The sequence below is a fragment of the Mycobacterium hainanense genome (assembly GCF_041890355.1).
Taxonomy (GTDB): domain Bacteria; phylum Actinomycetota; class Actinomycetes; order Mycobacteriales; family Mycobacteriaceae; genus Mycobacterium; species Mycobacterium hainanense.
The window spans coordinates 4,037,947-4,059,885 of sequence record NZ_CP169059.1; the positions used below are offsets into that span (position 1 = coordinate 4,037,947).

The 21,939-nt window shown below is 67.3% G+C and carries 20 protein-coding genes and 2 tRNA genes; 7 read left to right on the forward strand and 15 right to left on the reverse strand.

What is annotated here, in order from left to right; genetic code table 11:
* The first annotated feature begins 40 nt into the window (after positions 1-40).
* Positions 41-970 (forward strand): NUDIX domain-containing protein, encoded by a 930-nt coding sequence (locus tag ACEL92_RS18780; protein WP_374022198.1) that lies wholly within the window; start codon positions 41-43, stop codon positions 968-970.
* 69 nt (positions 971-1,039) lie between these two features.
* On the opposite strand, the gene ACEL92_RS18785 is transcribed toward ACEL92_RS18780, so the two are convergent.
* From ACEL92_RS18785 to leuC, 3 genes are all read right to left on the reverse strand, one after another.
* Positions 1,040-1,666, reverse strand: a complete 627-nt coding sequence (locus tag ACEL92_RS18785; protein WP_374022199.1) for an HU family DNA-binding protein — start codon at positions 1,664-1,666, stop codon at positions 1,040-1,042.
* 211 nt (positions 1,667-1,877) lie between these two features.
* Entirely contained in the window at positions 1,878-2,474 is a 597-nt protein-coding gene (gene leuD, locus ACEL92_RS18790; RefSeq protein WP_374022200.1) for a 3-isopropylmalate dehydratase small subunit, read from the reverse strand.
* 24 nt (positions 2,475-2,498) lie between these two features.
* Positions 2,499-3,914: a 3-isopropylmalate dehydratase large subunit gene (gene leuC / locus ACEL92_RS18795; RefSeq protein ID WP_374022201.1), complete on the reverse strand. Its 1,416-nt coding sequence runs from the start codon at positions 3,912-3,914 to the stop codon at positions 2,499-2,501.
* Between the two features lie 85 nt (positions 3,915-3,999).
* Between leuC and ACEL92_RS18800 the strand changes: the two genes are divergently transcribed.
* Both ACEL92_RS18800 and ACEL92_RS18805 read left to right on the forward strand, forming a co-directional pair.
* The gene (locus ACEL92_RS18800) at positions 4,000-4,701 is read left to right on the forward strand and encodes an IclR family transcriptional regulator (RefSeq protein ID WP_374022202.1); all 702 of its coding nucleotides are present in this window, start codon (positions 4,000-4,002) and stop codon (positions 4,699-4,701) included.
* A gap of 153 nt (positions 4,702-4,854) precedes the next feature.
* The gene (locus ACEL92_RS18805) at positions 4,855-5,367 is read left to right on the forward strand and encodes a pyridoxamine 5'-phosphate oxidase family protein (RefSeq protein ID WP_374022203.1); all 513 of its coding nucleotides are present in this window, start codon (positions 4,855-4,857) and stop codon (positions 5,365-5,367) included.
* A gap of 5 nt (positions 5,368-5,372) precedes the next feature.
* Here the strand turns inward: ACEL92_RS18805 and ACEL92_RS18810 are convergent.
* The 4 genes from ACEL92_RS18810 to ACEL92_RS18825 form a co-directional block, all read right to left on the reverse strand.
* A tRNA-Glu gene (locus ACEL92_RS18810) sits at positions 5,373-5,445 on the reverse strand.
* A 73-nt stretch (positions 5,446-5,518) separates the two neighbouring features.
* A tRNA-Gln gene (locus ACEL92_RS18815) sits at positions 5,519-5,590 on the reverse strand.
* Between the two features lie 147 nt (positions 5,591-5,737).
* Positions 5,738-7,219: a glutamate--tRNA ligase gene (gltX, locus tag ACEL92_RS18820; protein ID WP_374022204.1), complete on the reverse strand. Its 1,482-nt coding sequence runs from the start codon at positions 7,217-7,219 to the stop codon at positions 5,738-5,740.
* Positions 7,216-8,013 (reverse strand): fumarylacetoacetate hydrolase family protein, encoded by a 798-nt coding sequence (locus tag ACEL92_RS18825; protein ID WP_374022205.1) that lies wholly within the window; start codon positions 8,011-8,013, stop codon positions 7,216-7,218. Before ACEL92_RS18825 ends, gltX begins: the two co-directional genes overlap by 4 nt.
* A 95-nt stretch (positions 8,014-8,108) precedes the next feature.
* Here ACEL92_RS18825 and ACEL92_RS18830 point away from each other — a divergent pair, with 95 nt between their 5' ends.
* The gene (locus tag ACEL92_RS18830; protein WP_374022206.1) at positions 8,109-9,413 is read left to right on the forward strand and encodes an MFS transporter; all 1,305 of its coding nucleotides are present in this window, start codon (positions 8,109-8,111) and stop codon (positions 9,411-9,413) included.
* Here the strand turns inward: ACEL92_RS18830 and ACEL92_RS18835 are convergent.
* Together ACEL92_RS18835 and serA are read right to left on the reverse strand one after the other, a co-directional pair.
* Positions 9,313-10,323 (reverse strand): 3-isopropylmalate dehydrogenase, encoded by a 1,011-nt coding sequence (locus ACEL92_RS18835; protein WP_374022207.1) that lies wholly within the window; start codon positions 10,321-10,323, stop codon positions 9,313-9,315. The two genes, ACEL92_RS18830 and ACEL92_RS18835, sit on opposite strands and share 101 nt — an antisense overlap.
* Entirely contained in the window at positions 10,320-11,906 is a 1,587-nt protein-coding gene (serA, locus tag ACEL92_RS18840; protein ID WP_374022208.1) for a phosphoglycerate dehydrogenase, read from the reverse strand. The genes ACEL92_RS18835 and serA overlap by 4 nt, the downstream gene beginning before the upstream one ends.
* Before the next feature lie 107 nt (positions 11,907-12,013).
* On the opposite strand from serA, the gene wrbA reads away from it, so the two are divergent.
* On the forward strand, positions 12,014-12,631 hold the full coding sequence (gene wrbA / locus ACEL92_RS18845) for an NAD(P)H:quinone oxidoreductase (protein WP_374022209.1): 618 nt from the start codon (positions 12,014-12,016) through the stop codon (positions 12,629-12,631).
* A gap of 39 nt (positions 12,632-12,670) precedes the next feature.
* Here wrbA and ilvC read toward each other — a convergent pair whose 3' ends face one another.
* Genes ilvC through ACEL92_RS18860 form a run of 3 tightly spaced genes read right to left on the reverse strand, consistent with a single transcriptional unit; the run spans position 12,671 to position 16,075 of the window.
* Positions 12,671-13,672: a ketol-acid reductoisomerase gene (ilvC, locus tag ACEL92_RS18850; protein WP_374026271.1), complete on the reverse strand. Its 1,002-nt coding sequence runs from the start codon at positions 13,670-13,672 to the stop codon at positions 12,671-12,673.
* 34 nt (positions 13,673-13,706) lie between these two features.
* Entirely contained in the window at positions 13,707-14,207 is a 501-nt protein-coding gene (ilvN, locus tag ACEL92_RS18855) for an acetolactate synthase small subunit (protein ID WP_066952481.1), read from the reverse strand.
* Positions 14,207-16,075, reverse strand: a complete 1,869-nt coding sequence (locus tag ACEL92_RS18860) for an acetolactate synthase large subunit (RefSeq protein ID WP_374022210.1) — start codon at positions 16,073-16,075, stop codon at positions 14,207-14,209. Before ACEL92_RS18860 ends, ilvN begins: the two co-directional genes overlap by 1 nt.
* Positions 16,076-16,389: 314 nt before the next feature.
* Between ACEL92_RS18860 and ACEL92_RS18865 the strand changes: the two genes are divergently transcribed.
* Complete coding sequence (locus tag ACEL92_RS18865; RefSeq protein WP_374022211.1) at positions 16,390-16,746, forward strand: PH domain-containing protein; 357 nt, start codon at positions 16,390-16,392, stop codon at positions 16,744-16,746.
* Between the two features lie 3 nt (positions 16,747-16,749).
* Here the strand turns inward: ACEL92_RS18865 and ACEL92_RS18870 are convergent, their stop codons facing one another.
* Positions 16,750-17,610 carry a DoxX family protein gene (locus ACEL92_RS18870; protein WP_374022212.1) on the reverse strand — a complete coding sequence of 287 codons (861 nt, stop codon included), beginning with the start codon at positions 17,608-17,610 and terminating at the stop codon, positions 16,750-16,752.
* Positions 17,611-17,870: 260 nt separating this feature from the next.
* Between ACEL92_RS18870 and ACEL92_RS18875 the strand changes: the two genes are divergently transcribed.
* On the forward strand, positions 17,871-18,992 hold the full coding sequence (locus ACEL92_RS18875; RefSeq protein WP_067758311.1) for a sorbosone dehydrogenase family protein: 1,122 nt from the start codon (positions 17,871-17,873) through the stop codon (positions 18,990-18,992).
* Between the two features lie 79 nt (positions 18,993-19,071).
* Here ACEL92_RS18875 and gatB read toward each other — a convergent pair whose 3' ends face one another.
* Positions 19,072-20,583: an Asp-tRNA(Asn)/Glu-tRNA(Gln) amidotransferase subunit GatB gene (gene gatB, locus ACEL92_RS18880; RefSeq protein WP_374022213.1), complete on the reverse strand. Its 1,512-nt coding sequence runs from the start codon at positions 20,581-20,583 to the stop codon at positions 19,072-19,074.
* Between the two features lie 88 nt (positions 20,584-20,671).
* On the reverse strand, positions 20,672-21,637 hold the full coding sequence (locus ACEL92_RS18885; RefSeq protein ID WP_374022214.1) for a MinD/ParA family protein: 966 nt from the start codon (positions 21,635-21,637) through the stop codon (positions 20,672-20,674).
* Positions 21,638-21,939 lie beyond the last annotated feature (302 nt).

Here is a 21,939-nt window from a genome sequence, read left to right on the forward strand (position 1 = left end):
TGCGCGCGACCTCGGACCGAATTGACCTGCAGGAGTTGAGTTGCCGACCAAGAGCTCGCGTTCGGGAAGCCGGATCGTGTACGCCGCCGGAGCCGTGTTGTGGCGGCCGACCGATTCGTCCGACCCCGGCCTCGAGATCGCGGTGATCCACCGGCCGCGCTACGACGACTGGTCACTGCCCAAGGGCAAGGTCGACCCGGGCGAGACGGCGCCCGTCGCCGCGGTGCGGGAGGTGTGCGAGGAGACGGGGCACCACGCCATTTTGGGCAGGCGGCTCGACATGGTGAGCTACCCGATCGAGGCGGGAGTCAAGAAGGTCTACTATTGGGCGGCGCGCAGCACCGGCGGTGACTTCGCCCCGGGCAACGAGGTCGACGAATTGATCTGGCTGCCGGTCTCCGACGCGCTGAACAAACTCAGCTATTCTCATGATCGAAAGATGTTGCGCCGCTTCAATAAACACCCCGCAGACACGCACACCGTGTTGGTGGTCCGGCACGGGACGGCGGGCCGCAAATCGCGCTTCAAGGGCGACGACACCCAACGGCCGTTGGACCAACGGGGCCGCGCACAGGCCGAGGCACTGGTGCCGCAACTGCTGGCCTTCGGCGCCACCGACGTGTATGCCGCCGACCGGCTGCGTTGCCACCAGACGGTGGAGCCGCTCGCGGAGGAGCTGGGTGTGACGGTGCACAACGAGCCCGCCCTCACCGAAGAGTCTTACGCCAAGAGCCCCAAACGCGGCCGGCACCGCCTGCTCGCCATCGCGGAGCAAGAAGGCACACCGGTCATTTGCACGCAGGGCAAGGTGATCCCGGATCTGATCGCGTGGTGGTGCGAACGGGACGGGGTGCGTCCCGACAAGTCACGCAACCACAAGGGCAGCACCTGGGTGCTCTCGCTCGCGAAAGGCCGGCTGGTGTCGGCCGACCACATCGGTGGCGCCCTGGCCGCCAACGTGCGGGCATAACACGCGAATACCCTTCGGGTGCATCGCTGCCCCCCGAAGGGTATTCGCGTCTAGAACTCGACCGATGCCTTAGCGGCGACCGCGACGCGCGGTGGCCTTCTTGGCGGGAGCCTTCTTTGCGGCGGTCTTCTTGGCCGGGGCCTTGGTCGCGGCCTTCTTGGCCGGAGCCTTCTTCGCCACAACCTTCTTCGCCGCGGTCTTCTTGGCCGGGGCCTTGGTCGCGGCCTTCTTGGCCGGAGCCTTGGTCGCGGCCTTCTTGGCCGGAGCCTTGGTCGCGGCCTTCTTCGCCGGAGCCTTCTTGGCAGGAGCCTTCTTGGCTGCCGCCTTCTTCGCCGGAGCCTTCTTGGCGGCCGTCTTCTTCGCCGCGCCGCTTGCCACTACACCACGCTTCACTGCAGGTCCTTCCGACGGGAGACGCTGTGCCCCAGACACAACCGCTTTGAATTGAGCACCGGGCCGGAAGGCCGGCACGGAAGTCGGCTTAACCTTCACCGTCTCGCCGGTACGCGGGTTGCGCGCCACTCGGGCCGCGCGGCGCCGCTGCTCGAATACACCGAACCCCGTGATGGTGACGCTGTCGCCCTTGTGCACCGCGCGCACAATGGTGTCGACAACGTTCTCGACGGCGGCGGTCGCCTGCCGGCGGTCGGTGTCCAATTTCTGTGTGAGCACATCTATGAGCTCTGCCTTATTCATCCAATCCCTCCGACGCTAGTGGTCCTCTGTTTGAACCGACTAGTGCACACGGTAAACCCTCACCCAGCAAATTTCCAAGAGCCACGCGCAATTTCAGGGTCGGACAATGGCAGATTTTCGCAATCTGGTTGCCGCCCTTGACCGGTGGGGGACTGGAATTCCGCCCGGTTTAGTTAGGTGAGCGAGAAGAAATTCCGCTCCTCTCGACCGTTCAGGAGGCGGGCAGAGTCCGCGGCTTCCACCCCGGATACGCGGCCTCGTATGACTCGATTTTGTCGAGTTTCCGCAGCGTAAGGGCTATATCGTCGAGCCCTTCGAGAAGCCGCCAGGCGGTGTGGTCGTCAATCTTGAACGGCAACACCGCGGTTCCCGCGGTGATATTTCGATCTTGAAGATTGACAGTGATTTCCAGTCCCGGACTCTGCTCGATCAGCTTCCAAAGCAGCTCCACGCCATCTTGCGAAACTTCGGCCGCCAGGAGCCCCGCCTTGCCGGCGTTGCCCCGGAAGATGTCACCGAACCGAGACGAGATGACCACCCGGAACCCGTAGTCCATGAGCGCCCACACGGCATGCTCGCGCGACGAGCCGGTGCCGAAGTCGGGTCCAGCGACCAGTACCGACCCCCGGTCAAAGGGGCTGAGGTTGAGGACGAATGAGGGATCCTGCCGCCAGCTGGCGAACAATCCGTCCTCGAAACCGGTTCGGGTGACCCGCTTCAAATACACCGCCGGAATGATCTGATCGGTGTCGACATTGGACCGCCGCAACGGCACACCGATGCCGGTGTGCGTGTGAAATGCTTCCATGCTCTTGCCTTCTTCTCGAATGGATCAGTTCAAATCGGCCGGGGCGGACAATGTGCCGCGAACCGCCGTCGCGGCGGCGACGGCCGGAGACACCAGGTGCGTGCGGCCGCCTTTCCCCTGGCGCCCTTCGAAGTTGCGGTTGGACGTCGCCGCGCATCGCTCCCCCGGCGACAGCTGGTCCGGGTTCATCCCCAGGCACATCGAGCAACCCGCCTGGCGCCATTCGGCGCCCGCGGCGGTGAAAACCTCGCCCAGCCCTTCGGCTTCGGCCTGCGCGCGCACCCGCATGGACCCGGGCACCACGAGCATCCGCACCCCGGGCGCCAGCTTGCGCCCGCGCAGCACGTCGGCGACCACCCGGAGGTCTTCGATACGACCGTTGGTGCAAGAGCCCACGAACACGGTGTCGATCGCGATCTCGCGCATCGGGGTGCCAGGGCGAAGGTCCATGTAAGCCAACGCCTTCTCGGCGGCCTGCCGCTCGGCGTCGCCGGCCATCAGCTCCGGGTCGGGCACGGCCGCGGCCAGCGGCACGCCCTGCCCCGGATTCGTTCCCCAGGTCACGAACGGGCTCAACGACGTTGCGTCGAGGTGGACCTCGGTGTCGAAGACGGCGCCGGGGTCGGTGTGCAGCTGCTGCCAATAACGCATCGCCTCGTCCCATTGCTCGCCCTGGGGTGCGTGCGGCTTGTCGCGCAGGAATTCGAAGGTGGTGGCGTCCGGCGCCACCATGCCCGCCCGGGCGCCGGCCTCGATGCTCATGTTGCAGATCGTCATCCGTGCTTCCATCGACAGCGATTCGATGGCGCTGCCGCGATATTCGATGACGTGGCCCTGCCCGCCGCCGGTGCCGATCTTGGCGATCAGCGCGAGAATGATGTCCTTGGCCGTCACACCGGCCGGCAATTGGCCGTCGACATTGACCGCCATTGTCTTGAATGGCCGTAACGGCAATGTCTGGGTGGCCAGCACATGCTCGACCTCCGACGTGCCGATGCCCATCGCCAGCGCCCCGAATGCGCCGTGCGTCGATGTGTGACTATCACCACAGACAACGGTCATTCCGGGTTGGGTGAGGCCCAATTGCGGCCCGACGACATGCACGATGCCCTGTTCGATATTGCCCATCGGGTAAAGGCGGACGCCGAATTCCGCGCAGTTTCGGCGCAACGTCTCGACCTGGGTGCGCGACACCGGGTCGGCGATCGGTTTGTCGATGTCGACCGTGGGCACGTTGTGATCCTCGGTGGCCAGCGTCAGATCGGGGCGCCGCACGGTCCGGCCCGCCAGCCGAAGACCGTCGAAGGCCTGTGGGCTGGTGACCTCGTGCACCAGATGCAGATCGATGTAGATCAAGTCGGGGGCATCAGCCTCCCCTTTGTCCACAACGTGGTCCTCCCAGACCTTTTCGGCCAGGGTGCGCGGCTTGCCGGATCCCATCTGAAAACTCGCCTCTATTCCTGATGCGCGCTCGCCGATCCACCACGGGCTGTGATCTCATAATGCGAGACGCTAGTATCTTCTTATGAGACAGCATAGCGGCATCGGCGTCCTCGACAAAGCCGTGAGTGTCCTGCACACGATCGCCCAATCCCCCTGCGGACTGGCCGAACTGTGCGAACGGACCGGATTACCCAGGGCCACCGCGTATCGGCTGGCGGCCGCGCTGGAGATCCATCGCCTGCTTGCCCGTGACGACGAAGGGCGCTGGCTGCTGGGCCCGGCCGTCACCGAGCTCGCCGCGCACGTCAACGATCCGTTGCTCGCCGCCAGCGCGGGGGTGCTGCCCCTGTTACGCGAGACCACCGGTGAAAGCGTGCAGCTGTACCGCCGCGAAGGCACGACCCGGGTCTGTGTGGCCGCCCTGGAACCCCCTGCGGGACTTCGCGATACCGTCCCGGTGGGGGCGCGGTTGCCGATGACGGCCGGATCGGGCGCCAAGGTGCTGCTGGCCCACAGCGACGCGGCGACGCAAAAGGCGGTCCTGCCGACGGCGAAATTCACCGAGCGCACGCTGGCCGAAGTGCGTCGCCGCGGCTGGGCGCAAAGCGTCGCCGAGCGAGAGCCCGGAGTCGCGAGCGTGTCGGTTCCCGTGCGCGATGGCCGCGGCGCCGTCATCGCCGCCATCTCCGTATCGGGACCCGTCGACCGGATCGGCCGCCGTCCCGGGGTGCGCTGGGCCGCCGATCTGTTGTCGGCGGCCGAAGCACTCACCCGCCGGCTGTAGAAGCCCGCCGGGTGTGCAGTGGTGGCCTCGCGAGTGCAACTGCGGCTTCGAAATCGCCCAAATCCCGCCGCACACGCACGCCCGATGCCGTCAGCGCACGCTGAACGCCACCGGTGCACAGTCGACCGCAGGTGGCCTGACAGACTGACCGCCATGGGAACCAATCAGCGCGCGAGCATCGTCATGTCGGACGATGAAATCGCCGACTTCGTCGTCAAGAGCCGCACCGGAACGCTGGCCACCATCGGGCCCGACGGCCAGCCGCACCTGACCGCAATGTGGTACGCCGTCGTGGACGGCGAAATCTGGCTGGAAACGAAGGCCAAGTCGCAGAAGGCGGTCAACCTCAAACGGGATCCGAGGGTGAGCTTCCTGATCGAGGACGGCGACACCTACGACACACTGCGCGGGGTGTCGTTCGAGGGCGTCGCGGAGATCGTCAACGATCCCGACGTCTCGCACCGGGTGGGGGTCAGCGTGTTCGAGCGCTACACCGGGCCCTACACCGACGAGATGAAGCCCTTCGTGGAGCAGATGATGAACAAGCGCGTCTGCGTGCGGATCGTCGCCCAGCGCGCGCGTTCCTGGGATCACCGCAAACTCGGCCTGCCGGCCATGCCTGTGGGTGGGTCCACGGCACCGGCCGTGTTGGGAACCGGTCAATAGTTTTGTAGCCCCGATGGGATTCGAACCCACGCTACCGCCGTGAGAGGGCGGCGTCCTAGGCCGCTAGACGACGGGGCCAGACACGATCCGAGGTGTCAGCATAGCTCACACGTCAGAAGGCCACCTAATCGCTTGAGGTGGCGAGATTTTGCTGGGGTACCAGGACTCGAACCTAGAATGGCTGAACCAGAATCAGCTGTGTTGCCAATTACACCATACCCCATTGGCCGCCTAAAACCGCTGGTCAGCGGTCGTGCTGAGCGATAACGCGCCGCTCGGGCGACCGCCGCTGCCAGCCGTTGTAGGCCTTGTGCGAACCGCAGTGCAGACTACCAAAGACTCGCCGCACTATCCGCAAGCGAGGCCTTGCCTAGCCGCCGATCGTTTCGCGCGTGGCACGTAGCCGCTGGATGCTGCGCTCCCGGCCCAGCAGTTCCAGCGATTCGAACAACGGCGGGCTCACCGTCGTTCCCGTGACCGCAACCCTGATCGGGCCGAAGGCCTTGCGCGGTTTGAGGCCCAGGCTCTCGATCAGTGCGGCCTTGAGCGCGGGCTCGATCTGGGCCGTGGTCCAGTCCGTCACGCCGTCCAGCGCGGCCAGCGCGGCGTCCAGCACGGCGGCCGCGTCCGGACCGAGTTCCTTGGCGGCGGCCTTGGGATCGATGGCGTACTCGTCGTCGTTGAGGAACTTCAGCAGCTCCCACGCGTCGGCGAGCACGACGATGCGGGTCTGCACCAGCTCGGCGGCGGTGGCGAACGCCGCTTCGTAATTACTCGGGTCCAACCCGAGGCGGTGGCCGTGCACGTCGAGGTAGTCGCGCAGCCGGCCCGCGAAGTCGGCCGGCTCGAGCATGCGGATGTGCTCGGCGTTGAGCGCGTCGGCCTTCTTCTGGTCGAACCGCGCGGGGTTGGAGTTGACGTCGACGACGTCGAACGCGGCCACCATCTCGTCGAGACTGAACACGTCGTGGTCGTCGGCGATGGCCCAGCCCAGCAACGCCAGGTAATTGAGCAGCCCCTCCGGGATGAAGCCCCGGTCGCGGTGCGCGAACAGGTTCGACTGCGGGTCACGCTTGGACAGCTTCTTGGTCCCCTCCCCCAATACCGTTGGCAGGTGAGCGAACTCCGGGATCCGGTCGGCCACACCGATCCGGATCAGCGACTGATACAACGCGAGCTGGCGTGGGGTGGACGGCAACAGATCCTCGCCCCGCAGCACGTGGGTAATCTTCATCAGCGCGTCGTCGCAGGGATTGACCAACGTGTACAACGGATCTCCGTTGGCGCGGGTCAACGCGAAGTCGGGAACGCTGCCGGCGGCGAAGTTGGTGGGCCCGCGCACGAGGTCGTTCCAACCAAGGTCTTCGTCGGGCATCCGCAGCCGCACCACCGGCTTGCGCCCCTCGGCGAGGAACGCGGCCCGCTGGGCGTCGGTCAACTGCCGATCGAAGTTGTCGTATCCCAGTTTCGGGTTGCGGCCGGCCGCGATGTGGCGCGCCTCAACCTCTTCCGGGGTCGAGAACGCGTAGTAAGCCTCGCCCGCTTCCAGCAGCTTGGCCACCACGTCGCGGTAGATCTCCTTGCGCTGCGACTGCCGGTACGGACCGTAGGGTCCGTCGACCTCCGGCCCCTCGTCCCAGTCCAGGCCGAGCCACCGCAGCGCGTCGAGCAGCGCCAAATAGCTTTCCTCGCTGTCGCGTTCGGCGTCGGTGTCCTCGATGCGAAACACGAACGTGCCGCCCGTGTGCCGGGCATAGGCCCAGTTGAACAGCGCGGTGCGGACCATTCCGACGTGCGGGGTGCCGGTGGGCGACGGACAGAACCGGACCCGGACTTTCGCTTCGGCCGTCACGACTTGCCCTTACGGACCACGGGATTGGACAGGGTGCCGATGCCCTCGATGGTGATCGCGACCGTGTCACCGTCCTCGATCGGACCGACCCCGGCCGGCGTTCCGGTGAGGATCAGGTCGCCGGGCAGCAGGGTCATGACGGCCGAGATCCATTCGACGATGGCGCCGACGTCGTGGATCATCAGCGAGGTCCGGCTGTGCTGCTTCACCTCGCCGTTGACCTCGGTCCGGATTTCGAGGTCCGCCGGGTCGACATCGGTGACGATCCACGGTCCGACCGGGCAGAAGGTGTCGTGCCCCTTCGCCCGCGTCCATTGGCCGTCGGCCTTCTGCTGATCGCGGGCCGACACGTCGTTGCCGACGGTGTAACCCAAGATGCTGTCGGCGGCCTCGGCGGCGGTGACGTCCTTGCACGGCCGGCCGATGACGGCGGCCAACTCCCCCTCGAAATGCACCGGTGATGCGTTGGCCGGCAATCGAATCGGCACGTTAGGGCCGACGATCGCCGTATTGGGTTTGAGGAAGATGATCGGATCCGGCGCGGCCGGACCGGTGAGCTCGGTCATCTCCGCGATGTGATCGGTGTAGTTCTTGCCGATGCAGACCACCTTGCTGGCCAGTATCGGGGCCAGCAGCCGCACGTCGGGCAGCGGCCACGAGCGGCCGGTGAAGTTCGGCGTGCCAAACGGATGCTCGGCGATCTCGCGGGCGATCATCGCGGCGGGATCGGCGAGGTCACCCTCGATGCTGACGAAGGCGACACCGTCCGGGCTGGCGATTCGACCAAGGCGCATTTCGTTGAGCCTACTGATGAGTGGTTGCCTCATCGCACCGGCGGCAGGCAGACGAGTATTACCAGCGGTTTTCCCCGCGTGTGCAAGCATGGGGAATGCAAAGGGGGACGGCCGCGACGCGGGACCTGGGCGCCGGCGCGCGCTGGTCCATCATGGTCGTTTCGCTGGTGGCCACCGCGAGTTCCTTCCTGTTCATCAATGGCGTCGCGTTCCTGATTCCCTCGCTGCAAACGGTGCGGGGAATCCCGCTCGACGAAGCCGGTCTGCTGTCCTCGATGCCCAGCTGGGGCATGGTCGTCACGCTGGTGCTGTGGGGTTACGTGCTGGACCGGGTGGGCGAGCGTCTGGTGATGACCGCGGGTTCGGCGCTCACCGCCGTGGCGGCTTACGCCGCTGCCTCGGCGCATTCGATGGTGCTCATGGCCGTCTATCTGTTCCTCGGCGGCATGGCCGCCGCGAGCTGCAACACCGCCGGCGGGCGGCTGGTGTCGGCGTGGTTCCCGCCGCACCAACGCGGCCTGGCGATGGGCTTCCGGCAAACCGCGCAGCCCCTCGGAATCGCCCTGGGCGCGCTGGTCATTCCCGAGCTGGCCGAACACGGGCCGAGCACGGGGCTCAGGTTCACGGCGTTGGCGTGCGCCCTGGGCGCGGCGGCCAGCGCGGTCGGCATCATCGACCCGCCGCGCAAGCCCCGGGAGAAAGCCACCGACACCGAACTGGCCAGCCCGTACCGAGGATCGTTGACGCTGTGGCGAATTCACACGGTTGCGGGCCTGATGATGGTGCCGCAGACGGTGACCGTCACGTTCATGTTGGTGTGGCTGATCAAGAATCTGCATTGGTCGGTCGCGGCCGCCGGCAGTTTGGTCACCCTTTCGCAGCTGCTGGGCGCCGTCGGCCGCGTTCTGGTGGGCCGCTGGTCCGACCGGATCGGTTCGCGAATGCGTCCGGTCCGCCTCATTGCGGGTGCGGCCGCCATCACGCTGTTCCTGTTGGCCTGGGCCGATTTCCTCAATTCGAGCTATCAGGCGCCCCTGATGGTCGCCATCTCGGTGATCGCGGTGCTCGACAACGGTTTGGAGGCCACGGCCATCACCGAATTCGCCGGTCCCTTCTGGAGCGGGCGCGCCCTGGGCATCCAGAACACCACCCAGCGGGTGATGGCGGCCGCGGCGCCACCGCTCTTCGGCGCGTTGATCACCGCCGCGAAATACCCGAACGCGTGGATATTGTGCGGAATGTTCCCGGTGCTCGCCGTGCCCTTGGTGCCAGCGCGGCTGCTACCGCCCGGCCTGGAAACTACAGCCCGGCGGCAATCCGTTCGCCGACTTCGGTGGTGGCGAGCCGTTCGTTCCCACGCGTTGCCAAATACGACTCGACGGCCCGATCCACCCGGCTAGCGGCATCGTCCTCGCCGATATGGGCGAGCAGCAACGCCACCGACATGATCGCCGCGGTCGGGTCTGCAACGCCCTGGCCCGCGATGTCGGGGGCGCTGCCGTGCACCGGCTCGAACATCGACGGGTTGGTGCGCGTGGCGTCGATATTCCCGCTGGCGGCCAAGCCAATTCCGCCGCACACCGCCGCCGCCAAGTCGGTGATGATGTCGCCGAAGAGGTTGTCGGTGACGATCACGTCGAAGCGCCCGGGGTCGGTGACCATGAAGATGGTGGCGGCGTCGACGTGTTGGTAGGCGACCTCGACGCCGGGGTACTGCTCCCCGACCTCGGCCACAATGCGCGCCCACAGCTTGCCCGCGAACGTGAGCACGTTGGTCTTGTGCACCAGCGTCAAGTGCTTGCGGCGGCGCTGGGCGCGCTCGAATGCGTCGGCCACCACACGGCGCACGCCGAAGGCGGTGTTCAGGCTCACCTCGGTGGCAACCTCGTTGGGCGTGCCGGTGCGGATGGCGCCGCCGGTACCGGTGTAGGGGCCTTCGGTGCCCTCGCGCACCACCACGAAATCGATGTCGGGGTTTCCGGCGAGCGGGCTTTCCACACCGGGATACAGCCGGCCCGGTCGCAGGTTGACGTGATGATCGAGCTCAAAACGCAGGCGCAGCAACAGCCCCCGTTCCAGCACGCCGCTGGGCACCGACGGATCGCCGATCGCGCCGAGCAGGATGGCGTCGTGCTGGCGCAGTTCGCCGAGCACCGATTCCGGCAAGAGCTCACCGCTGGCGTGAAAACGCCGGGCGCCCAGGTCGTAATCGGTCTTCTGGACACCGGGCAGCACCGCGTCGAGCACTTTGACGGCCTCGGCCGTCACTTCCGGCCCGATGCCGTCGCCGCCGATAACCGCCAACTTCATGAAAGGTCAACCACCTCAAGCTTGTTGGCGCCCACCGCCGCACCGATCTCCGATCGCACCTCGCCCGGCACGTCCTGGTCCAGCCGCAGCAGGATCGTCGCGCCCGGCCCCTCGGCGTCCTCGGACAGTTGCGCGGCTTGGATGTTCACGCCCGCCGAGCCGAGCAGGGTGCCGATTTTGCCCAGCGCCCCGGGCTGGTCGACGTAGTTGATCACCAGGTTGGTCCCGCGGGCGCGCAGATCGAAGTTGCGGCCGTTGATCTGGACGATCTTTTCCACCAACTGCGGCCCGGACAGCGTGCCGGCGACGTTGACGGCGCTGCCGTCGGCCGCGACCGCGCGCACGTCGACAACGCTGCGATGGTTGGGACTTTCCGAGGCCTTGGTGAGCTCGGCGGTGACACCGCGCTCTTCGGCCAGCGCCGGTGCGTTGACGAACGTGACGGGACCCTCGACCACCGCCGAGAACAGCCCCCGCAGAGCCGAAAGCTTGAGCACCTCAACGTCTTCGGCGGCCAGCTCGCCGCGCACCTGCACCGACACCGAAACCGGCGGGCCGGCGGACAGCGAGGCGGCCAGCACGCCGAGCTTGCGCACCAGGTCCAGCCACGGCGCCACCTCTTCGTTGACCACGCCGCCGCCGACGTTGACGGCGTCGGGAACGAATTCGCCGGCCAGCGCGAGCTTCACGCTTTCGGCGACGTCGGTGCCCGCCCGGTCCTGGGCCTCGGAGGTGGACGCGCCCAGGTGCGGGGTGACCACCACCTGCGGCAGCTCGAACAGCGGGCTGTCGGTGCACGGCTCTTTGGCGAAGACGTCGAGACCGGCCGCCCGGACGTGGCCGCTGCTCACCGCATCGGCCAGCGCGGCCTCATCCACCAGCCCGCCGCGGGCGGCGTTGACGATGATGACGCCCGGCTTGGTCTTGGCCAGCGCTTCCTTGCCGATCAGGCCCGCCGTCTCGGGAGTCTTCGGCAGGTGGACCGAGATGAAGTCGGCGCGGCTTAACAGCTCGTCGAGGGGCAACAGTTCGATGCCGAGCTGCGCGGCCCGGGCCGGCGAGACGTAGGGGTCGTAGGCGACCAGGTGGGTGCCAAATGCTGTCAACCGCTGGGCGACCAACTGCCCGATCCGGCCCAGCCCCACCACGCCGACCGTCTTGCCGAAAATCTCGGTGCCGTTGAACGACGACCGCTTCCACGTGTGCTCGCGCAGCGAGGCGTCGGCGGCCGGGATCTGCCGGGCCGCGGCCAGCAGCAGCGCCAGCGCGTGCTCGGCGGCGCTGTGGATGTTCGAGGTGGGCGCGTTGACCACCAGCACGCCGCGCTCGGTGGCGGCGTCCACGTCGACGTTGTCCAGCCCGACACCTGCGCGGGCGACGATCTTCAGCTTGGGGGCCGCCCCCAGCACCTCGGCGTCGACGGTGGTGGCCGAACGCACCAGCAGCGCGTCGGCCTCCGGCACCGCGGCCAGCAGCTTCTCCCGGTCCGGCCCGTCGACCCAGCGCACCTCGACCTGGTCTCCCAGGGCGGCGACAGTCGATTGGGCGAGTTTGTCGGCGATCAATACAACAGGCAGATTCACCCGGCCAGCCTAACGGCTGCGTTTGACGGGCATCGACGGGCTCACCACTGCCGTCACCTGCACCGACGCGCTTGGGACGCGGGTCGGTGTGGTCCTACGATGCGCTCGTGACCAAACTCGCGATCATCTACTATTCGGCCACCGGGCATGGCACCGCGATGGCGCAACGCGTGGCCGCCGCGGCCGAGTCCGCCGGCGCGGACGTCCGACTGAGGCACGTCGCCGAGACCCGCGACCCGGAATCGTTCGCCCAGAACCCGGCTTGGACCGCGAATTACGAAGCGACCAAAGACCTTCCGGCGGCGACCGGTGAGGACATCGTCTGGGCCGACGCGGTGATCTTCGGTTCGCCGACCCGCTTCGGCTCTCCCGCTGCGCAATTGCGCAACTTCCTCGACTCGCTGGGCGGGCTGTGGGCCGAGGGCAAGCTGGCGGACAAGGTGTACGCGGCGTTCACGTCGTCCAACACCGTTCACGGCGGTCAGGAAACCACGCTGCTGTCGCTCTACATCACCCTGATGCATTTCGGCGGCATCATTGTGCCGCCCGGCTACACCGACCCGCTGAAGTTCGTCGACGGCAATCCGTATGGGGTGAGCCTGGTCTCCACCCACGACAACATCCACGAGTGCGATGAGGCGACGGGTAACGCGCTGGACCACCTGGCCCGCCGCGTGGTCTTGACGGCCGGCCGGCTGGCGTCGCCCAGCGTCACGCCAGAGTGACCGCGGTGGCCGAACGCCACTCTGGCGTGACGCTCGCGGTCACGCCGTCTCGGTGATCGGCCGGTCGACCCAGCTCATCAGGTCGCGCAACTTCTTGCCGGTCACCTCGATGGGATGCTCGGCGTTCTCCTTGCGCAGCTGCTCGAGTTGCTTGTTGCCGCCCTCGACGTTGGCCACCAGCTTCTTGGTGAAGGTGCCGTCCTGGATGTCGCGCAGGATCTCGCGCATCCGCTCCTTGGTGCCGGCGTCGATGACCCGCGGACCCGACAGGTATCCGCCGAACTCGGCGGTGTCGGACACCGAGTAGTTCATCCGGGCGATGCCACCCTCATACATCAGGTCGACGATCAGCTTGAGCTCGTGCAGCACCTCGAAGTAGGCCATCTCCGGCGGGTAGCCCGCCTCCACCATCACGTCGAAACCAGTCTTCACCAATTCCTCTGTGCCGCCGCACAACACGGCCTGCTCGCCGAACAGGTCGGTCTCGGTCTCGTCCTTGAACGTGGTCTTGATGACGCCGGCGCGGGTGCCCCCGATGGCCTTGGCGTAGGACAGCGCCAGCGCCTCACCCTTGCCGGTCGGGTCCTGGTCGACCGCGATCAGGCACGGCACGCCCTTGCCGTCGACGAACTGGCGGCGCACCAGGTGGCCGGGGCCTTTCGGCGCGACCATCGCGATGGTTACATCGGCGGGCGGCTTGATCAGCCCGAAGTGAATGTTGAGGCCGTGACCGAAAAACAGGGCGTCGCCCTCGGACAGGTTCGGCTCGATCTCGTTCTTGAAGATGTCGGCCTGCGCGGTGTCGGGCGCCAACAGCATGACGACGTCGGCCCACTTGGCCACCTCGGCGGGGGTGTCGACCTCCAGGCCCTGCTCCTCGACCTTGGGCCGCGACTTCGAACCCTCCTTGAGCCCGACGCGCACCTGCACACCGGAATCGCGCAGGCTCAGCGAGTGCGCGTGCCCCTGACTGCCGTACCCGATGACGCCGACCTTGCGGCCCTGGATGATCGACAGGTCTGCGTCGTCGTCGTAGAACATTTCTAGTGCCACTGTTTCAATATCTCCTTGTGTGTTACTTGGCCGTGGCGATGCCGCGCGGACCGCGGGACAACGACACCACTCCCGATTGGACTATCTCGCGGATGCCGAACGGTTCCAGCACCCGCAGCAGCGCCTCGATCTTGCCGCGGTCACCGGTCGCTTCGATCGTCAGCGCCTCCGGCGACACGTCAATCACCTTGGCGCGGAACAGGTTCACCGCCTCGATCACCTGACTGCGGCTGCCCGCGTCGGCGCGCACCTTGATCAGCGCCAATTCCCGTGACACCGCGGCTCCGTCGTCGAGCTCGACGATCTTGATGACGTTGATCAGCTTGTTGAGCTGTTTGGTGATCTGCTCGAGCGGGGTCTCCTCCGCGCTGACCACAATGGTCATGCGCGACATGTCCTTTTGCTCGGTGGCACCGACGGCCAGCGACTCGATGTTGAAACCGCGCCGGGAGAACAGCGCCGCCACGCGGGCGAGCACACCGGGCTTGTCCTCCACCAACACCGACAGCGTGTGCGTGTGCATCAGGCGTGCCCTTCGCTCTCGTCGTCGAAGAGCGGGCGAATGCCGCGGGCGGCCTGGATCTCGTCGTTGCTGGTGCCCGCCGCGACCATCGGCCACACCTGCGCGTCCGCGCCGACGATGAAGTCGATCACCACGGGACGGTCGGTGATCGCGCGCGCCTGGTTGATCACGTCCTCGACGTCTTCCTCACGCTCACAACGCAATCCGACACAACCCAGCGCCTCCGCCAGCTTCACGAAGTCGGGGATCCGGTGTGAGTGCGTGGCCAGGTCCGTCTGCGAATACCGCTCCTGGTAGAACAGCGTCTGCCACTGACGCACCATGCCCAGGTTGCCGTTGTTGATCAGCGCCACCTTGATCGGCACGCCCTCGATCGCGCACGTGGCCAGCTCCTGATTGGTCATCTGGAAGCAGCCGTCGCCGTCGATGGCCCACACCTCGGCCTCCGGGCGAGCCATCTTGGCGCCCATGGCCGCCGGTATGGCGAACCCCATGGTGCCCAGGCCGCCGGAGTTGATCCAGGTGCGCGGGTTCTCGTACGAGATGAACTGCGCCGCCCACATCTGGTGCTGACCCACCCCGGCGACGTACACCGCGTCGGGGCCGGCGATCTGGCCGAGCTTCTCGATGACGTATTCCGGGCCGAGGCTGCCGTCGCTCTGCGGGTCGTAGCTCAGCGGGTAGGTGGACTGAACGCTGTCCAGATAGGCCCACCACTCCGTCATGTCGACGTTGCCGGGGATGTCGTAGTGACGCAGCATCGCGATCAGGTCGGTGATGACCGCTTTGACGTCGCCGACGATCGGCACGTCCGCATGGCGGTTCTTGCCGATCTCGGCGGGGTCGATGTCGGCGTGGATGACTTTCGCCTCCGGCGCGAACGTGTCGAGTTTGCCGGTCACCCGGTCGTCGAAGCGCGTGCCCAGGGCGATCAGCAGATCACTGCGCTGCAGCGCCGCCACCGCGGCGACCGAGCCGTGCATGCCGGGCATGCCCATGTGCTGTCGATGGCTGTCGGGGAACGCCCCCCGCGCCATCAGGGTGGTGACCACCGGGATGCCGGTCAACTCGGCCAGCTCGCGCAACTGCTCGGTCGCTTCTCCGCGGATCACACCACCACCGACGTAGAGCACCGGTTTGCGGGCGGCGGCGATCAGCTTGGCGGCCTCGCGAATCTGCCGGTTGTGCGGCTTGGTGTTGGGCTTGTAACCGGGCAGGTCCATGCGCGGCGGCCAGCTGAACGTGCACTCACCCTGCAGCACGTCCTTGGGGATGTCGACCAGCACCGCGCCCGGGCGGCCCGAGGCCGCGATGTGGAAGGCCTCGGCGATCACCTGCGGGATCTCGTCGCCCGTGCGGACCAGGAAGTTGTGCTTGGTGATCGGCATCGTGATGCCCGAGATGTCGGCTTCCTGGAAGGCGTCGGTGCCGATCAGCGTGCGACCGACCTGGCCCGTGATCGCGACGACGGGCACGGAGTCCATCTGGGCGTCGGCCAGCGGCGTGACCAGGTTGGTGGCCCCGGGGCCCGAGGTCGCCATGCACACCCCGACCTTGCCGGTGGCGTGGGCGTAGCCGCTCGCGGCGTGACCGGCGCCCTGCTCGTGCCGAACCAGCACGTGGCGAAGCTTTTTCGAGTCGAACAGCGGGTCGTACACCGGCAGCACGGCGCCACCGGGGATCCCGAAGATGACCTCGACGCCGAGCTCCTCCAGCGACCGGATCACCGATTGTGCGCCGGTAAGTTTCTCGGGCCCAACCCGTTTCGGCTTGCTTGCGGGGGCGGCGGCCGGGGTCTGCGCCGAGTCCGTGGCGATGTCGGCGGCCCGCTCCGGCTGGGTGGCGTGCTGCCTGGTGGGTGCGCTCACTGTCTTTCGTCCTTATTCACTCTGAGAGTCTTCGCTGGGGGCAACAAAAAACCCCCGACAGCTCTTCTGCTGCACGAGGGTTGCGCGTTGGTCTGGATAGCTTCAAATGCCGAAGAGGCTAGTCAGGCACCAACGCGCCGACCAATTACTACGAGCATCCCGGGCTGTCCGGCGGTATCCATAACGTCCGACGGTAGCCTTCGCACAGCTCAGCAGTCAAATCCGCTGCCCTCAACCCGCGCCAGGACCGGCCTCCCGCGAACGGGTGAAATGATGGCCGGGTGGCTACCGGTTCGTCTTCCCATACACCCGTCGTGATCAAGGTGTCTCCGATCGCACACCTGGCCGTCGGGTTCTTCACCCTGGGGCTGCTGATCCCGGTGATGCTCTGGCCGGCCTCGGCGCCGCTGCTCGTCATCCCCGTGCTGCTGTCGGCGCTGATCGTCCGGTTGCGGACCGTCGCCGACGATCGCGGCGTGACGGTCCGCACGCTGCTCGGCAGCCAGACGGTGGACTGGGATGACATCGAGGGGCTGCGCTTCCACCGGGGTTCTTGGGCACGCGCGCAGCTCAAGAGCGGCGCGGAGGTGCGCCTGCCCGCGGTGACGTTCGCGACGCTGCCGCAGCTGACCGATGCCAGCTCGGGACGGGTGCCCAACCCGTATCAGTGAGTGTCAGGCGATCGGGTTGACCCCGTTGAGCAGCACCCAGACCGCGATGCCGGCGGCGATGCCGACCAGCAGCGCGACGAACGACCCGATGAAGGGCCGATGCGCCCAGCCCCGTCGCGCGTCGAGGCCGTAGCGGCCGGGCCCACACAGGATCACCGCGACGGCCATCACGATCAGGCTGATCTGGTATTCGTGCCCGTCGGGCAGGAAGTACGTGAAGCTGTGCGGATGCGGCCGCGCGGTGATGGTGGCCAGCATGCCGTTGATCAGAAAGGCCAGCGCGCCGGCCGCGGCCACCGGGGTGAACAGGCCGAGGACCAGCAGAACGCCCGCGACGAGTTCGCCGCCGGCGCTGACGTAGGCCAGGATGTCGGCGTGCTGGTAGCCGACGTCGGAGAGGGAGTTCTTGAACCCGCCCACGCCGGAGCCGCCCCACCAGCCGGTCAGCTTCTGCAACCCGTGGGCGGCCAGCACGACCCCGAGGCCAACCCGCAAGATCAGCAAACCGAGGTGCTGGGTTCCGCGCCGGCCGACCTCGTGCAGCCGGCCGTGGTGTTCATCGGCGTCGATCTCGGCGGGCTCGGCCGCCGGGTGCCGCGATGCCTGCGGCTGGACGTAGGGCAACGGCTCCTGCTGGTCGAGCACGTTGTAACCGGCGGCACTGGGCCCGCCCACGCCGGCGTGGTCGCCCATGTAGGGGATGACGGTGGTGGTCCCGGTGGAGGGGTTGAAGTCGCCGGGGTAACCGACGGGCGTCAGATCGTCTTCGGGGTCAACCACACGCGCCGTCGTGGGGCGACCTGGAGTTGGCTCCGGGGATTCGCCGGGCCGCTGCCAATGTCCGTCATTCGGTTGACTGGTCACGCGTGTCAGGGTAAGGGCATTTGCCGCCGAATTGGGGATTTGAGCGGCGCTTTCGCCGGGCAATCGGCAGTTTGCCCGCCGAACGCGCCCAGATCGGCCCGAAAATGCCTTTCGCGGGCGGCCGCAGGGCCCCGTACGCCCGCGAATGGGGGCCGACCGGGCCCGTGGACCGTTCGCGGGAAGCGGTCGATCGTGTCGCGCCAGGCGGATGAATGCATGCGTGTGGCGGCGGTGGCCGCACTATCCGTAGCCTGTCGGTCATGCGATTAGGGCGCTCGGTTCGGTGCGGGTTCGCCGCGCTTTGCGCGGTAGTGCTGGTCGCGAGCGGGTGCGCACGGTTCAACGACGCCCAGTCGCAGCCGTTCACCACCAACCCCGAACTCAAGCCCCAACCCAGCTCGACGCCGCCCCCGCCGCCGCCGCTGCCGCCCACGCCGTTCCCCAAGGCGTGCCCGGCGCCGGGCGTCATGCAGGGCTGCCTGGAGAGCACCAGCGGGCTGATCATGGGGCCCGACAGCAAAACCGCGCTGGTCGCCGAGCGCACCACCGGGGCGGTCAAGGAGATCTCGGTGAGCGCCGAGCCGAAGGTGAAGATGGTCATCCCCGTCGACCCATCCGGCGACGGCGGCTTGATGGACATCGTGCTGTCGCCGACCTACACCCAAGACCGGCTCATGTACGCCTACGTCAGCACGCCTACCGATAACCGGGTGATCCGGGTGGCCGACGGCGACATCCCCAAAGACATCCTCACCGGGATCCCCAAAGGCGCGACCGGGAACACCGGCGCGCTGATCTTCACCAGCCCCACGACGTTGGTCGTGATGACCGGCGATGCGGGTAACCCCGCGGCGGCCGCGGATCCCAAATCGTTGGCCGGCAAGGTGCTTCGCATCGAGCAGCCGACCACCATCGGGCAGGCCCCGCCGACGACGGCGCTGTCGGGCGTCGGCGCGGGCGGCGGCCTGTGCATCGACCCCGTGGACGGCTCGCTCTACGTCGCCGACCGCACGCCGACGGCGGATCGGTTGCAGCGCATCACCAAGACGTCCGAGGTCTCCACGGTGTGGACCTGGCCCGACAAGCCGGGTGTGGCCGGCTGCGCGGCGATGGACGGGACCGTGCTGGTCAACCTGATCAACACCAAACTGACGGTGGCCGTGCGGCTGGCCCCGGCGACGGGTGCGGTCACCGGTGAACCCGACGTGGTCCGCAAGGACACCCACGCCCACGCGTGGGCGCTGCGGATGTCACCGGACGGAAACGTCTGGGGCGCAACCGTCAACAAAACCGCCGGGGACGCCGAGAAGCTCGACGACGTGGTGTTCCCGCTGTTCCCGCAGGGCGGCGGTTTCCCGCGCAACAACGACGACAAGACCTAGCGGAGCCCGCCGAGCCTGACTCCTGCGGCGACGAAACGGCGTGTCGCATCGCTCAATTCACTCGCGATCCGGTCGGTGCCTAGCCCTGGCCGCAGGCCGCCAGCACCAGCTCGCGAACCCGAGCCGCATCGGCCTGTCCGCGGGTGGCCTTCATCACCGCGCCGACGATCGCGCCCGCCGCGGCCACCTTGCCGCCGCGGATCTTCTCCGCCACATCGGGATTGGCGGCCAGCGCCTCGTCGACCGCGGCCTGGGTCACCGAGTCGTCGCGCACCAGCTCGAGGCCACGGGCCGCCATCACCTGGTCGGGCTCGCCCTCGCCGGCCAGCACCCCCTCCACGACCTGGCGGGCCAGCTTGTTGGACAGCTTGCCCTCGTCCACGAGCGCGATCACCCCGGCGACCTGAGCTGGGGTGATCGCCAGCTCGTCCAGGCCGATGTTCGCCTCGTTGGCCTTTTGCACCAGGAAGTTGCCCCACCAGGCGCGCGCTTGCTCGCTGGTGGCGCCGTGCTTGACGGTCTCGATGACCAAGTCGACGGCGCCGGCGTTGACCAGATCGCGCATCACCTCGTCGGAGACACCCCATTCCTGCTGAATCCTCTTGCGGCTCAGCCACGGTAGTTCGGGGATCGTCTCCCGGAGCTGCTCGACCCACTCGCGGCTGGGCGCGACGGGTTCCAGGTCGGGCTCGGGGAAATACCGGTAGTCCTGGGCGGTCTCCTTGGCACGGCCGGGGCTGGTGTACCCGGCTTCGTGAAAGTGTCTGGTCTCCTGGATGATCTGACCGCCGGATGCGAGGACGGCGGCCTGCCGCTGCATCTCGTAACGCACCGCCACCTCAACGCTTTTCAGCGAGTTGACGTTCTTGGTCTCGGTGCGGGTGCCGAACTCGGCGGCGCCCTTGGGCATCAGCGAGACGTTGGAATCGCAACGCATCGATCCTTGGTCCATCCTGACATCGGATACGCCCAAGGCGCGCAACAGGTCTCGCAATGCCGTGACGTAGGCACGGGCGATCTGGGGGGCCCGGTCACCGGCGCCCACGATGGGCTTCGTGACTATCTCGATGAGCGGCACACCCGCCCGGTTGTAGTCGAGCAGCGAGGTCGTCGCGCCGTGGATGCGGCCGGTCTCGCTGCCCAGGTGGGTCAGCTTGCCGGTGTCCTCCTCCATGTGTGCGCGCTCGATCTCGACCCGCCAGGTGGTGCCGTCGTCCAGCGGCGCCTCCAGGTAGCCGTTGATGGCGATCGGCTCGTCGTATTGGGAAATCTGGTAGTTCTTGGGCATATCCGGGTAGAAGTAGTTCTTCCGGGCGAAGCGGCACCAGGACACGATCTCGCAATTGAGCGCCAGCCCGATACGGATCGCCGATTCCACCGCCGAGCGGTTGAGCACCGGCAGCGAGCCGGGCAGCCCGAGGCATACGGGACATACCTGGGTGTTGGGTTCGGCGCCGAACGCGGTGGAGCAGCCGCAGAACATCTTGGTGACGGTGGACAGCTCGACGTGTACCTCGAGGCCGAGCACCGGGTCGAAGCGCGCGATGACCTCGTCGTAGTCCATGAGATCGACGCTGGCAGCAACACTCATGCCGTCGATCGTAGTGGTGACCGCGAGCGCGGCGACGCCGGGCGAAGCGGGTCAGTGCGGCGAGCGCGGCGACGCCGGGCGAAGCGGGTCAGTGCGGCGAGCGCGGCACCCGGAACCGGTTGGGCTCCCCGCCCCTGCCGGGAAACATGTCGGCCAGCACGGCCGCCATCTCGAGGTAACTTCGCCGGCTTTCCCTGCTCAGTCGATCCAGCTCGATCTGATTTCCGCTATGTATGTGCCGATCGAACGGCAGCACCACCGTTGCGCCGACGCGAGCGGACAATCGCTCGAGTTCCTTGGCGGCCAGCAGTTCCACCTTGGCCGGCTCGACGTGGTTGATCGCCAATATCGTCGACTGCACCAGCCATTGATAGGCGTTGTTGGCCAACCAATCCAGGGTGGTGGCGGTCTTCCGAATCGCATCCATGGACGTGCTGGTCACCACGACCAGCGCCAGCGCCTCACGCAGGACCGCGTCCATTACACCCGAATTGAGCGCCTTCGCGCAGTCCACCAACACCACCGAGTAGTGGTTGCGCAGGATCGAAAACGCCTTGACGGCGTCGTGGCGCTCGAGCCGCCAGTCGGTGTCCGCATAACTGGGCAATCCGAGCACTTCCAGGCCGAAGTTGTTCATGTAGGTGTGCGCCCGGACGTCTGCGTAACTCGTGATCGTGTCGTCGGCGAGCAGCTCGGCCATTCCCAGCGCGTTGGGTTTGCCGTGGCGCTCGGTCAGGTCGCCGGCGTCCATGTCGACGGCGACGATCCGGTCGTGGCGCACGTCGGCGAACGTCGAACCAAGCGCCTCCACGACCGCCGTCTTGCCGACTCCACCCTTGAGGTTGAGAACGGCGATAGGAAATGCTGCGCGCAGCTCCGCGCGGATGCGGTTACGCAGGTCCTCTTTATACCGTGCGTCTTTGCCGGGGCCCAGATCGACGCCCGTCAGGCGATGGACCACTTCTCGCCAGCTAAACCGGGAGGAGTCGTCGCGCTCCTGCTGGTCGAGCCCGTCCAACGCCGTCCCGCCCGGCAGTCGCGAGGGACGCCGCACGGAGGGAACCCGTGCCCCCGGGACGGGTGCGGGCGGCGGCGGCCCGAACGGCGGCCGGCGGACGGCCGGGTCCGAAGGGTGGGGCTGGGGCACCGTGCTAGCCGCCGGATCGGCCTCGATGCGCCGATCGGGCGGGCATGACGGACGGACCGGCGGGCCTACTGGCCCCGCCGCCGCGGGGCGCTGAACGACTCCGCGAACCGAACCGCGGTTGCTCACTTCGGGGGTATAACCGCTGGCAACCGGTCCGGAAACCACGAATTTCGGGCGAACGGCCCGGACCTGGTCAGCCGCCGGGCAAA